The 12,998-nt window shown below is 45.2% G+C and carries 10 protein-coding genes and 1 tRNA gene; 3 read left to right on the forward strand and 8 right to left on the reverse strand.

From position 1 onward, the window contains the following. Window position 1: 1 nt before the first annotated feature. The 3 genes from FME95_RS03230 to FME95_RS03240 are packed head-to-tail and all read right to left on the reverse strand — an operon-like array spanning window position 2 to window position 3,311. Window positions 2–775, reverse strand: a complete 774-nt coding sequence (locus FME95_RS03230; RefSeq protein ID WP_187265427.1) for a Na(+)-translocating NADH-quinone reductase subunit C — start codon at window positions 773–775, stop codon at window positions 2–4. Beyond that, entirely contained in the window at window positions 768–1,970 is a 1,203-nt protein-coding gene (locus tag FME95_RS03235; RefSeq protein ID WP_147712992.1) for an NADH:ubiquinone reductase (Na(+)-transporting) subunit B, read from the reverse strand. Before FME95_RS03235 ends, FME95_RS03230 begins: the two co-directional genes overlap by 8 nt. A 3-nt stretch (window positions 1,971–1,973) precedes the next feature. Then, entirely contained in the window at window positions 1,974–3,311 is a 1,338-nt protein-coding gene (locus FME95_RS03240) for a Na(+)-translocating NADH-quinone reductase subunit A (RefSeq protein WP_147712993.1), read from the reverse strand. Window positions 3,312–3,662: 351 nt separating this feature from the next. Here FME95_RS03240 and mfd point away from each other — a divergent pair, with 351 nt between their 5' ends. Both mfd and FME95_RS03250 read left to right on the forward strand, forming a co-directional pair. Continuing rightward, window positions 3,663–7,112 (forward strand): transcription-repair coupling factor, encoded by a 3,450-nt coding sequence (mfd, locus tag FME95_RS03245; RefSeq protein ID WP_147712994.1) that lies wholly within the window; start codon window positions 3,663–3,665, stop codon window positions 7,110–7,112. 10 nt (window positions 7,113–7,122) lie between these two features. After that, window positions 7,123–7,950, forward strand: coding sequence for a CsiV family protein (locus tag FME95_RS03250; protein WP_147712995.1), 828 nt, complete (start codon window positions 7,123–7,125; stop codon window positions 7,948–7,950). Between the two features lie 85 nt (window positions 7,951–8,035). On the opposite strand, the gene FME95_RS03255 is transcribed toward FME95_RS03250, so the two are convergent. Next, window positions 8,036–8,112: transfer RNA gene (locus FME95_RS03255), tRNA-Arg, on the reverse strand. A 113-nt stretch (window positions 8,113–8,225) separates the two neighbouring features. Between FME95_RS03255 and FME95_RS03260 the strand changes: the two genes are divergently transcribed. Next, window positions 8,226–8,771: a YecA/YgfB family protein gene (locus FME95_RS03260; protein ID WP_147712996.1), complete on the forward strand. Its 546-nt coding sequence runs from the start codon at window positions 8,226–8,228 to the stop codon at window positions 8,769–8,771. A 9-nt stretch (window positions 8,772–8,780) separates the two neighbouring features. Here the strand turns inward: FME95_RS03260 and FME95_RS03265 are convergent, their stop codons facing one another. From FME95_RS03265 to FME95_RS03280, 4 genes are all read right to left on the reverse strand, one after another. Beyond that, complete coding sequence (locus tag FME95_RS03265) at window positions 8,781–9,077, reverse strand: BolA family protein (protein ID WP_147712997.1); 297 nt, start codon at window positions 9,075–9,077, stop codon at window positions 8,781–8,783. Window positions 9,078–9,096: 19 nt separating this feature from the next. Continuing rightward, window positions 9,097–9,603 carry a 3'-5' exonuclease gene (locus tag FME95_RS03270; RefSeq protein WP_147712998.1) on the reverse strand — a complete coding sequence of 169 codons (507 nt, stop codon included), beginning with the start codon at window positions 9,601–9,603 and terminating at the stop codon, window positions 9,097–9,099. 193 nt (window positions 9,604–9,796) lie between these two features. Then, window positions 9,797–11,116 carry a methyl-accepting chemotaxis protein gene (locus FME95_RS03275; RefSeq protein ID WP_147712999.1) on the reverse strand — a complete coding sequence of 440 codons (1,320 nt, stop codon included), beginning with the start codon at window positions 11,114–11,116 and terminating at the stop codon, window positions 9,797–9,799. Window positions 11,117–11,347: 231 nt separating this feature from the next. After that, window positions 11,348–12,991, reverse strand: coding sequence for a protein-disulfide reductase DsbD family protein (locus tag FME95_RS03280; protein WP_187265428.1), 1,644 nt, complete (start codon window positions 12,989–12,991; stop codon window positions 11,348–11,350). Between the last annotated feature and the right edge of the window lie 7 nt (window positions 12,992–12,998).

Below are 12,998 nucleotides of genomic sequence, written 5' to 3' on the forward strand. Positions count from 1 at the left end.
CTCAAGCACCTCCTGCTTTCAAGTTATTAATAAAGGGTTGAAATCCATCTTCGCCCAACCAAAAACGAACGAGGTTATTAACACCTTTGGTTGTTAGGGTCGCTCCAGAAAGGCCGTCGACCTGATAGCTGCTGTTTGGATCTGCGTTACCACCTTTAGTCACTTCAATAGCAAGCTCACCAGATTCATTCAATATCTCTTTGCCTGGCCACTGAGCTTTCCAAGCTGGATTATCGACTTCACCGCCTAAGCCTGGAGTTTCGGTATGAGAATAAAAACCAAGGCCAGCAACAGTATTAAGGTCAGACTCTAGAGCAATAAAGCCCCACAAGGTCGACCACAAACCATAACCACGAATCGGCAAAATTAAGGTTTCAATCCCGCCTTCGCTATTGAGTACTAAATAAACTTCTGTGTAGTTCTCACGGCGTTTAATAGCAGCGATGTCTTCTTCTTTACTCAATGCAGTGGTGATCGCAGGATCACGCACGGCAGCAACAGGGTCAAAGGTATCGACATCAAACTCATCTGAGAACTTACCGGTATCGATATTCACTAAGCGAGTTTCGATCTGCGAGAAAGCTTCTTCTACAGAAACGCCTTCTTGCAATAGGCCTGCGGCAGCCAAAATATTACTTTTTAGATCAAGCTCTTTATTGCGCTCTTGTAAGGAGCGTAAGCCAACCGCAGCACTTGCCACAGCAACAGCACAAACAAGACAAACCGAGAATGCGACTGTGAAAACATACAGAATGGAATCTTTATTCTTAGCCACGAGCCAGTCTCCTTTTAACATTTCGCTGCACAACAAAGTAATCAATCGTTGGCGCAAAGATATTTGCAAACAGAATGGCTAACATAATGCCTTCTGGGAATGCAGGGTTGACGACTCGAATTAAGATAGTCATAACGCCGACAAGTGCACCAAACCAAATTTTACCAACATTGGTCATTGATGCAGAAACAGGATCAGTCGCCATAAACATGGTACCGAAAGCCACACCACCAATCACAAAGTGCCAATACCAAGGCAAAGCAAACATTGGGTTAGTTTCTGAGCCGATAACATTCAATAGCAATGTTGTTGAAATCAGGCCGATTAAAACACCGGCAACAATACGCCACTGGACAATGCCCATTAGCATTAACACACCACCACCAAGAAGAATCATCAAAGTCGAAACTTCGGCAATAGAACCTTGCTGTAAGCCAAAGAATGCTTGCAACCAAGAGATATCACCAAGCTTGCCATCAACAAGACCTTCACTAAAGGCATAACTCAATGCGGTCGCACCTGAGAAACCATCAACAGCAGTCCAGATAGCATCACCGGACATAGAAGCTGGGTAAGCAAAGTACAAAAATGCGCGACCCGTTAACGCTGGGTTTAAGAAGTTTTTGCCGGTACCGCCAAACACTTCTTTACCAAATACCACACCAAAGCTAATGCCTAAGGCAACGGCCCACAACGGCAATGATGGCGGGCAAATCAGCGCAAACAAAATCGATGTCACAAAGAAACCTTCATTAACTTCGTGACCTCGAATCGACGCAAATAAAATTTCCCAAAAGATACCAACCGCAAAGGTGGTGATATAAATGGGCAAGAAAAATACCGCGCCGTACCAGAAGTTATCCCACAAACTGGCAGGATTATTACTCGACAGCAGGCTAATCAACCAACCGTGCCAATCATCTGGTAAAACACCGGCACCACTGGCAATCGCCGTATTTGCTTGATAACCCAAGTTCCACATACCAAAGAACATGGCCGGGAAAACAAACAGCCAAACCATAATCATAATGCGCTTAAGGTCGATACCATCGCGAACGTGAGCGTTCGACTTAGTAGTAAAATTAACCTTATAGAGAGCCGTTTCTAAGGCTTCGTATAATGGATAAAGCGCGGCATATTTACCGTTTTTATGAAAATGAGGTTCGATATCATCTAAAAACTTTCTAAGCCCCATGGTTTAACCCTCCGCCTCAATTCTTGTTAATGTATCCCTAAGAATCGGGCCATATTCGTACTTACTTGCACAAGCATAGGTACAAAGTGCCAGATCTTCTTCATCTAACTCCAAAGCACCTAGCTGCTCGGCTGATTCCAAATCACCACAAACAATGGCGCGCAATAACTGAGTCGCCAAGATATCCAGCGGCATCACTTTTTCGTAATTACCGATCGGTACCATGCCTCGCTCAGAGCCATTGGTCGATGTTGAGAAATTAAACAGCTTATTTTTAAATAACGATGACAAGAAAGTCGTTTTCACCGAATGAGTATTAACACCCAAACGCAAGAAGTGAATCATCGGTCGGCTATAGTCGTTAACCAAAACACTGACTTGAGTATGGTGGCGACCTAAGTAAGCAACGGTATCGCTGGCAGTACGTCCGCCAAATACAGAGCCGGAAATAAGTCGGAAATCACCTTCTGGCAGCTCACCAGTGACCAATTCATCGATCGATGCACCAAGCTGAGTTTTGACTAAACGAGGCTTGATCACTTCTGGACCTGCCAACGAAACAACACGCGCTGTATCGATCTCACCAGACTTAAATAATGCGCCATAAGCAATGACGTCCTGGTAGCCAATAGTCCAAACCGTTTTAGTCAGCGACACCGGATCTAAGAAATGAATATGAGTACCGGCATTACCCGCTGGGTGAACACCTGCAAACTCTTCAACAGAAACACCATCAACCGTTGGAATATCAGCGTTTGGCGCTTTACACAACCAAACCTTACCTTCAGTTAATTTAGTCAGTAACGAAAGCCCTAGCTGAAAATCTCTAGAACGCTCGGCAATAACCACTTGAGGGTCGGCTGCTAAAGGGTTGGTATCGATTGCCTGTACAAAAATAGCGGCAGGCGTTGCATCAATCGCTGGAACTTTTGAATAGGGTCTGGTGCGCAGTGCTGTCCACTGACCCGATTCAACCAGCTGATCAACAACAGCTTGACGATCTAACGCAGCTATTTGCTCTTCACTGTATGCGTTAAAACTAACAGAATCTTCGCCTTCAACTTCAATGACTAACGATTGAAAAACTCGTTTAGCACCTCGATTGATCTGCTTTACCGAGCCACTTGCAGGTGCGGTATAGGTTACACCTTCATTCTTTTTATCGGTAAAGAGCGGTTGGCCTTTTATTACTTTATCACCTTCACGAACCAACATAGTTGGTTTCATACCGTGATAATCGTAACCAACCAAAGCGACGTGTTTAATGCTATGCCCTTCGCTGATCTCCTGCTTTGGTGAGCCTAAGATAGGAAGGTCTAGTCCTTTTTTGATGGTTATCATATTTAATTATCCGATGACGACTTGAAACAGCACTCTGATAACTTTACGTTCAAAGTCTGATCTAGGGTCAAATTCATTTCGAGCGATCCACCAGCACTTTATATTCAGCGCTTTTATTGGAGCTCCCCAAAAAATTCAATCACAGTATAAAGATCAACGAGTTATAAGGCTACCGGTGTTATTCTTGTCGATTAGTCATACTTTAAGACGAAGTCACGCCTTTGTTCATCCATTTTGAGTGTAGACACTGATCTTCAGATGACAATCTAAACTGCATGATACTCGCGTCCTCCTCTAATTTTAGCTAGGATGCGCGCTCAATGTTCGACGACACTGCACCCAACAGCCATCATGAAACAGCTTCTATCCTTTGTACCCAGCGCACCACGCGATCGCAAAACCCTTTCGAACCTTTATGGCTCGGCACCCGCATACGTACTGGGTGCGATAAAGCAGGAGTCTAGCAATACCCTAGTCTGCATTGTCAATTCGCCCAGCGAGTTGGAAACACTCTATACCGATTTGCAGGCCTATCACGTCAATAAAGACTGGCAAGTTCTGCGCTTTCCAGATTGGGAAACGCTGCCGTACGATAACTTCTCGCCACACGAAGACATTATTTCTGAACGCCTTGGGCTGCTGAACCAGCTCAATCATCAACCCAACGCCATTATTTTAACCACGGCCGCGAACGCCTTGCATCGACTAGCGCCGAAAAGTGCCATTCATGGTGGCGCGATCGATTGGCACATTGGTCAATCGATGAACCTTGATGAACAGCGAAAACAGCTCGAAAAAGCCGGCTATCGAGCTACCGACACTGTTTATGAACATGGTGAATACACCGTACGAGGTGCCCTACTCGATGTTTATCCAATGGGTAGCGAGTTTCCTGTCAGGATCGAGCTATTTGATGATGCCATTGAAACCATTCGTCAATTCGACCCCGAAACACAGCGCACCGCGGAAAAGATCGATGGCATTCAAATGCTGCCAGGCCGAGAGGTGCCATTAAATGAAGCCGGCATCAACCTATTCCGGCAAAATTTCCGTGAGCGATTCGAAACCGATTTCAGCAAAAACACACTGTACAAAGACGTCAGCGAAGGCATCGCCTCACCTGGCATCGAATACTACCTACCGTTATTTTACGACCAAACCTCGACACTACTGGATTATCTAGCGTCTGATACGCTGATTGTACGTTTTGATAACTTATCTGAAACGGTCGACCGTTACTGGCAGGAGATTAACAGCCGCTACGAAAACCGCCGCCACGATATCCAAAACCCGATCCTGTCTCCAGCCGAGCTGTTTATTCCTAAAGAGTTTTTTTTCCAGCAGCTGAATGAATACCCCTGCTTGCAACTGTCGACACATGCCTCCGACGAGTCTGATGCCAATGCCTTGCCGTTCAGCAAACCTAGCGCCTATCCTGTCGATCACCGAGCACAGGAGCCACTCAATCGATTGGAGTGTTTCTTAAAAGAGACCGATCATCGCGTCTTATTTTGTGCCGAATCGGCAGGTCGCCGCGAAGCCATGCGTGAACTACTGAATCGTATTCGAATCAGCGCGCAAGATGTTGACAGCATCGAAAGCTTTTTAAGTAACAAAAGCATTCGCTTGGGGCTGACCAGCGCGCCTCTTTCGAATGGCTTAGTGCTTACCGAAGACAAAGTAACCTTAATTAGCGAAACGCAGTTATTTGGTGAATACGTTGCTCAGCGTCGTCGTCGCCAAAAACAATCCGCCAGTGACGACGATCAAATCATCAAAAGCTTGGCTGAGCTGCATATCGGCGTACCAGTTGTGCATCTCGATCACGGCATTGGTCGCTATCAAGGGCTGGAAACGCTAGAAGTAGACGGTCATGCACAAGAGTTCTTAAAGCTGACTTATCATGGCGAAAGTAACCTCTATGTTCCGGTTGCCAACTTGCACCTTATTAGTCGTTATTCTGGTGCCGACGTTGACTATGCGCCAATGCATAAACTCGGTAACGACCGTTGGGCCAAAACCAAGCGTAAAGCCGCGGAAAAAATTCGTGATACGGCGGCCGAGCTGCTCGATATCTATGCCCGACGAGAGGCCCAAGAAGGCTTTGGTTTTAAACTGGACGATGCCGAATACCAGCAGTTTGCTTCCGGTTTTGGCTTTGAAGAAACCGACGACCAAGCCACTGCGATTAACGCTGTAATTGCTGACATGCGCCAGAAAAAACCCATGGATCGCCTAGTCTGCGGTGATGTTGGTTTTGGTAAAACCGAAGTTGCAATGCGCGCAGCTTTTTTAGCCGCCAACAACGGTAAGCAGGTTGCGGTATTAGTGCCAACCACCCTACTGGCTCAACAGCACGTTGAAAGCTTTCAAGATCGCTTTGCTGACTGGCCGCTGAGCATCGAGGTTTTAAGCCGATTTAACAGCACAGCTCAAACGCAATCCATTCTTGAGCGGCTTGCTGATGGCAAAATCGATATCATCGTAGGCACACATAAGCTGATTCAAAAATCGGTTAAATTTAAAAATTTAGGTCTGCTCGTTATCGACGAAGAGCACCGTTTCGGCGTGGCTCAAAAAGAAGCGATAAAATCAATGCGCGCGAACGTCGACATTCTGGCATTAACCGCGACTCCTATTCCGCGAACGATGAATATGTCGATGTCCGGTGTGCGAGATCTAAGCATCATCGCAACACCTCCGTCGAAACGACTTTCGGTAAAAACCTTCGTACGTGAAAAATCCGATGCCTTAGTCAAAGAGGCGGTATTACGGGAAATATTACGTGGCGGACAGGTGTATTTTTTACATAACGAAGTCAGCACTATCGAAAAAACCCAAAGCTGGCTCAGTGAATTAGTGCCCGAGGCTCGCGTTGTTGCCGCACACGGCCAAATGCCTGAGCGTCAGCTTGAACGTATAATGAGTGATTTTTACCATAAGCGTTTCAATGTATTGCTCTGTACCACCATTATTGAAACCGGTATCGATGTGCCAAGCGCCAACACCATTATCATTGAACGAGCCGACAAATTCGGTCTTGCTCAGCTGCACCAGTTACGCGGCCGTGTTGGTCGGTCACACCACCAAGCCTATGCTTATCTAATTACACCGGGCTGGAAAAGCCTCACTAAAGATGCACAAAAGCGACTGGAAGCCATTGCTGAGTCTCAGCACTTAGGCGCAGGCTTTACTCTAGCAACGCACGATCTTGAGATTCGAGGTGCCGGTGAATTACTGGGCGACGAACAAAGTGGTCACATTGAAGGCATTGGCTTTGCACTCTATATGGACTTACTCAATAAAGCCGTTACCGCACTGAAAAAAGGTGAAAAGGTATCTCTAGAGAGCCTAGAAGATAACGGCCCTGATGTGAATTTGCGCATCCCCTGCATCATTCCAGAAGATTACATTCACGACATCAACCTTCGGTTGTCACAATACAAACGCATAGCCAGTGTTAACAGCGCTGAAGATATGCGTGAGCTGCAAGTGGAGATGATCGACCGCTTTGGGCTGCTCCCCGAGCCAGTAAAAAACCTCTGCCAGCAAACATTGCTACGCCTAAAACTGGCCGAATTTGGTGTGGTGCGAGTTGATATGAATGCAAAGCAAGGCACCATCGAGTTTGGTCAACGAACCACCGTTGACCCAGTGAAGATCGTAATGCTGGTGCAGCAACAGTCGCATCGTTACGCTTTAGCAAAGGGAACGCAGCTTAAATTTACCATAGACACCGAGACAGCAGAGCAACGATTTGAGACTATAGAGTCGATTCTCAACCAACTAACGCCATCTTAGATTACATATTATGAGAAAAACATTATCACCCCTTGCAGCCTTGCTACTGGCATTCGCATCTTTGTTATTAGCCGCCAACTACGCTGTGGCCGAAGAAGAAGAGCCGCAGGAGCGCTGGTTTCAAATTGAAATTCTAGCCTTTAAAAACCCAGCTACCGAGGTTGACAACCCCGAGGTTTGGCCTGCTTTTAGTCAAATTGAACACCCTGAAGACTATATAGAATTGCGCAACAGCAATAGGAACCTCAGCTTAAGTGAGCCACTTTCAAGCACTCGCATAGATGAATTTATTAATGATGGCAGCCTCAGTTCGTTCCGAGCTTTATCGAGTGAACATTATCAACTTAGAGGCGAACGTAATCGGCTAGATAGCCAAGATGGTTATCAGGTTTTATTTCATGATGTTTGGAATCAACCGGTACCAAACCGTGAAGAAGTCATCCCAATTCGGCTAGAAGGTGGCGAACAGTACGGTCGTCAATATGAGTTCCAAGGTTACATAAACCTTTATGTTGAACGTTATCTGCATTTAGCTGCAGATCTTCATCTTACCGAATACAAAATCAGCGAAGATCCGTTCAGTGTTATTGAAACTCCGGAACTGACACTGCCATCGCTACAGCCGCCAACGACTGAAGATGACTTTACTTCGCTACTTAATGATAACTCTCCGTTTATTAATATCGATTTAGAAGGCTCTGATGAGTTTTACGTCTCAGTTGCCGATATCGAATTAAAGGAGAATCGCCGCATGCGCAGCCGAGAGATTCATTACTTTGATAATCCAAAGTTTGGAGTTTTAGTCTATATCACTCCGATAGAAACACTAGAGCCATAAAAACCAAAACTATAAAAGCAGGCAGCAAACAACAAAGTAAAATTATAACCTCTGATCAAACATCGTTTTTATATTTTTTAAAAAGTGGCGTCCCCTAGAGGATTCGAACCTCTGACCTACTCCTTAGGAGGGAGTCGCGCTATCCAGCTGTGCCAAGGGGACGCAGGCGGCCGATTGTAACGAGGGCTTGATTGCTTTTAAAGACTTCATTAAAAATCAATAAAGCGGACCCTGTATAAAACAGATATAATGTTATTTTTTTATAGACGAATACGATGTCAACATACGATCTTGATGCACTCGCCGACTGGCTTGAATCCGATAACCGCTCTGAAGACTGTTTTGATATTCATGGTTTACATGGTTATTTAACAGCATTACATCTATGCGGTGAACCGCTGAGTGACGAATGGTTAAATGCCGCCATTGACCAACCTTTAACCGACTTACCAGAAGCAGAAGCCGCTGTATTTGCTCAGAGCTGCGTCGAGTTAAGCCAAACCATCGCTGAAGAACTCTACAGTGACGATACCATTTCATTAACCTTTGAGCCTAGTGTTGACTGGCAAGAATCAGACATGCAAGCTTGGTGTCAAGGTTTCATGGAAGTGGTGTTTGAATTACCAGAACAGTGGCAACACCCGAACGAAGAACAGCTGGCGCTATTATTATTGCCGATTGAAACCGCCTCTGGCTTTTTTGAAGAAGAAGCGGACTTTCAAAAACTCTATCAACAGCCAAAACTGCTACAGCAGATGTTCAGTGATATCCCTGAAGTGCTGACAGACATCTACTTATTATTTAACGCGCCCAGTAAATAAAACTATTCGTTAATGATTGCCAGCACACTGCGGCGATTGTGGCGCATGCCCTTGCCATTCATCAGGGGCATAAAGATGCAAAGATAAGGCATGTAAGCCTGCTTGGAAATCGTCACCAAACAATCCATAAATCAATTGGTGGCGACCTACTCTGGATAAGCCTTGAAAAGCTTCGGCAACCATTTCGACTCTAAAGTGCGTTTCTCTATTAGGAGGACCTGCGTGCATATCGCTTTCATTATCGACACGCAGATGTATCGGCGAAAATTGCTGCAATTGTTGAATAATTTTATTCTCTAAACTCACGTTAGTATCCACGCCTAAATTAACTCAGCTGTTCTTCAATGGCTGTTCGCTGATAGGTCAGTTGTAATAGATGCGCATCGATACCTGCTCGGTGATGCTGCCAACCATACTTCTCTCGCAACAATTCTTTGGTTAAATCCCAATGCTCTAACTGAAATTGAGTCATCACCTTCGGCAACGTATCGAGTTTAAAATACATCGACTGGCCTGCGGTATAAAATAATAACGCCAACCAACCAGAATCGACGCCCCAGCCATCGGAATAAATAGTCTGCCCTTCAAATTTTTCATTTAATAGCTGTGCAATTTCACGACAGCTCAGGCCTTTTTCGAATAACTCTTGGCGACTAATTTTATGGAGTTCGGCAGCTTCCTCATTCCAATGAACCCAATCATCTTCAGGTTTCACTAACCAAGAAAAGGTTTCTCCAGATTCGGTTGCAACCCCAATCTCTATAGGGTAACTACCCTTGCCAAAACCTGATGCTTCGATATCCAGAATGGCAGGGATGTGAGTTTGATTCAAAACAATGGCCTTAAAAGCAACAGCAGTAAAAATTGATGATTTAATAACGAATGGGCAAGAATAATAGGTTATGCCTATGAAAGTAAGTCACTGTTTCGCAAATACAAACATCCGTTGAATTAAAAACCACCAAACGATCAAAATCTAATCAATCTGATTGAAGAAAAAGCCTCAACCAGATGATTGATTAGCGTCACTGGCTAAATTGGTTTGAAAACTGTCCGACGGCATCAACAACCTTTTGTGCTCCATCTTGAATTTCGACAATAACCTCACCCGCTTCATTTGACAGCGCCAAGCCCTGCTCTGCTTGCTCTTTGCCTCGGTTCATCAAGTTGACGGCTTTTTCAGCCAGCGCCTGATTTTTTGTCACTACTCCGACAATCTCTTCAGTCGCCTCACTGGTTCTGGACGCTAACTGCCGAACTTCATCTGCCACCACCGCAAAACCTCGGCCCTGCTCACCGGCTCTGGCCGCTTCAATAGCGGCATTTAGTGCCAACAGATTGGTTTGATCTGCAATACCGCTGATACTTTGAATAATGCTACCCACTAATTGAGATTGTTGATCGAGCTCCGAAATCCCTTCGGCTGCCTGCTCCATCTGTTCAGACAGCTGATGCATCACCTCCATGGTTTGTTTCACAACGCTACTGCCTTTACGCGCACTTTCATCGGTCATTTTAGAGGTTGAAAAAGCAATATCTGCGGCTTCCGTAACTGCCGAATCTTTTAAAACCTGGTCGGTAATAATCGTGGCAAATTTAATCACCTTATACAGCCGACCATGTACATCTGATATGGGGTTATAGGACGCCTCTAGCCAAACAACATCGCCCTGACTGTCAAGCCGCTTATAGCGCGCAGCTGCAAATTCACCGCGACCAAGGCTTTGCCAAAACTTTTTGTAATTATCTGAGCTGTATTCTTCTTCGGCGCAAAATATACGGTGATGCTTGCCTTTAATTTCATCAAGGCTATAACCCATGCCAGATAAAAAGAGCTCGTTTGCGGTTAAAACATGCCCATCCATATCAAATTCAATCACCGCCATAGAACGCTGCAATGCGGCAATGATATTTTCATCTTCACGAGAGCGGCTAATCGTGCGAGTCAAATCAGAGCAATGCAAAGTAAAGGCATTCACCCTCGATGTTTTCGCGTCGATAATGGGTTGTAAAATAACTCGAAGCCAAGATTCTTTACCATCTGACTTTTCTACTTCCATCGCACCAACCCAATGCTTTTGATCCCGAAGTGCACTACACAAGGCTTTATAGTGGGGAGTGTTGCGGGCGTAGGTCGGTGCTAAGTCGGTTATTTTTTTACCCACAAAATACTGTTCTGGCTCACCAACTTCGCGCACTAACAATGAATTAACCGAACTAATGACTAAGTCATCCGACAAACGAATCACTAGCATTTCTTGCTCTAAACTGTCCCTGACTTGGTTCAGGGCATACAGCTCTTCTTCGAGCAACTGAATGCGGTTTTTTAATGCTTGTTTAAACATTAGAACTCCTAAAAACAACCCTAATCATTGTTTCGTTAAACTCTAGACCGCTTTCTTAGAGTGATATATTTATTGACTCTCATTTTCAGGCTAGCACAACAAATAGGGTTTGCTTTTTTAAAGCACTAAATTAGTAAAATATCTGACTGCTTATTTTAAAAGGCAGGATTTTTGAAGGACTGTATTTCTAAAGGACTGTGTTTTTAAAGGACTAGCACCCTAATCGAACGATTAGGGTGTTACTAGATACTGTTCGACAGTCGATGGCGTTAATAACTGAGGTAGAATAACCGGTTGCGCTGAGGCACTGGCATAATAGATATAAAGCGGTATGCCTTCTCGATTGTGGCGAGAAATCAAGTCATCAACTGCCGCTGAAGGCTCAGTCCAATCAGCCCTTAGCAGTACTAGATCGAGCTGTTCAACCAAACTATCAAATCGAGAGCCACTGAGCGCAACCACTTCGTTAACTTTGCAGGTAATACACCAATCTGCCGTGACATCTATCAATACCGGTCGGTCTTGCTGCAATGACTGTTGCAATAATTGTGGCGTATATTCCAGCCAATCATGCTGCTGCTTAACTGGCTTGAAAACCAACCATGCAGTAAGCAATAGAATCACCACCTGAAGCGTTGATTTTCGCCAGCTAGATCCATTTTTACGCTCAGCTAATGGTGGCCAAAACAATAGAGCGACCAACACCAACACCGTTCCCATACTGATAATCGCAGCATCACCTTTGACGCTTACCAATAACCAAAACAGCCATACAGCCGTTAACAGTAATGGAAAGGCAAGAAATCGTTGGAAGTTAACCATCCAAATACCCGGTTTAGGTAACAACCCTGCCAGCGCAGGAATAAAACCAATCAAAAGCACTGGCAACGCTAAGCCCAACCCCATAAAGGCAAAAATAATCAAGCCGACACTGGCTGGTTGAGACAACGCAAAACCTATCGCCGAACCCATAAAGGGTGCGGTACAGGGTGTTGCGACCAGTGTTGCTAAGACGCCGGTGAAAAAGGAACCCGTGACGCCTGAGCTTTCAGTCCAACGCTGGCCTACATTGCTCCAGCGCCCCGTTATACTGATGTAGCCAGACATCGCCAACGCCATGATAAAAAACAGCAGCAATAACAAACTCAAAAATATCGGCGATTGCAATTGAAAGCCCCAACCCACCCATTGGCCAACATGACGCAAGCTAAGCAAAACCACAGCAACGGCTATAAAGCTGAGAATCACACCAGCACTATAAAATACCGCGTGCCGTCGCGCTGTGGCAGAGTCTTGGGATTGTTTAGTCAGGCTAAACGCCTTCATCGATAATACTGGAAATACGCAAGGCATTAGGTTTAATACCAGTCCGCCTAACAATGCGAACACGGCGGCCATTACTGCGCTGGTTAGCTGAGTACTTGAAGGCGGTGTCACCGGATTAGCTTGGTCAGTCTGATTCGGTGCACTAATTTCCCTAGCTTGCGCATCGAAATAACGTTTTTGCGGCGCATAACATAAGCCCGCATCGGCACAGCCTTGGTAGGTCACTTCAAAATAACCCTGCTCATTTAATAGGCTGTGGGTCACTTCCATATAGCCATAAAAGACCGTCATTTGCTGATCAAAGGTCTCATCATAGCGAACCACATCATTGACACTAAACTGTGGCTCAGAAGCATCAAAGCCATCAAAGCCGCGAATTTGATAATGGTCTTTGTAGAGGTAATAGTTCGGCAGATTGGTAAAATCGACATACAGCTCATCGCCATTGCGGCTTACATTAAGCTGAAACGCCTCATCAACTGGCGCAAATTCAACGCTATACGCAAAGCTAGTACAGACCGCAACAACACAGCCAAGTAACCACTTCATAAGCACA

The sequence above is a fragment of the Reinekea thalattae genome, assembly GCF_008041945.1.
GTDB classification, from domain to species: domain Bacteria; phylum Pseudomonadota; class Gammaproteobacteria; order Pseudomonadales; family Natronospirillaceae; genus Reinekea; species Reinekea thalattae.

Bases quoted from the DNA above. Each gene is read 5' to 3' on its own strand.
- FME95_RS03235 (WP_147712992.1), bottom strand. From the start codon at position 1,970: ATGGGGCTTAGAAAGTTTTTAGATGATATCGAACCTCATTTTCATAAA.
- FME95_RS03240 (WP_147712993.1), bottom strand. From the start codon at position 3,311: ATGATAACCATCAAAAAAGGACTAGACCTTCCTATCTTAGGCTCACCA.
- mfd (WP_147712994.1), top strand. From the start codon at position 3,663: ATGAAACAGCTTCTATCCTTTGTACCCAGCGCACCACGCGATCGCAAA.
- FME95_RS03250 (WP_147712995.1), top strand. From the start codon at position 7,123: ATGAGAAAAACATTATCACCCCTTGCAGCCTTGCTACTGGCATTCGCA.
- FME95_RS03260 (WP_147712996.1), top strand. From the start codon at position 8,226: ATGTCAACATACGATCTTGATGCACTCGCCGACTGGCTTGAATCCGAT.
- FME95_RS03275 (WP_147712999.1), bottom strand. From the start codon at position 11,116: ATGTTTAAACAAGCATTAAAAAACCGCATTCAGTTGCTCGAAGAAGAG.
- FME95_RS03280 (WP_187265428.1), bottom strand. From the start codon at position 12,991: ATGAAGTGGTTACTTGGCTGTGTTGTTGCGGTCTGTACTAGCTTTGCG.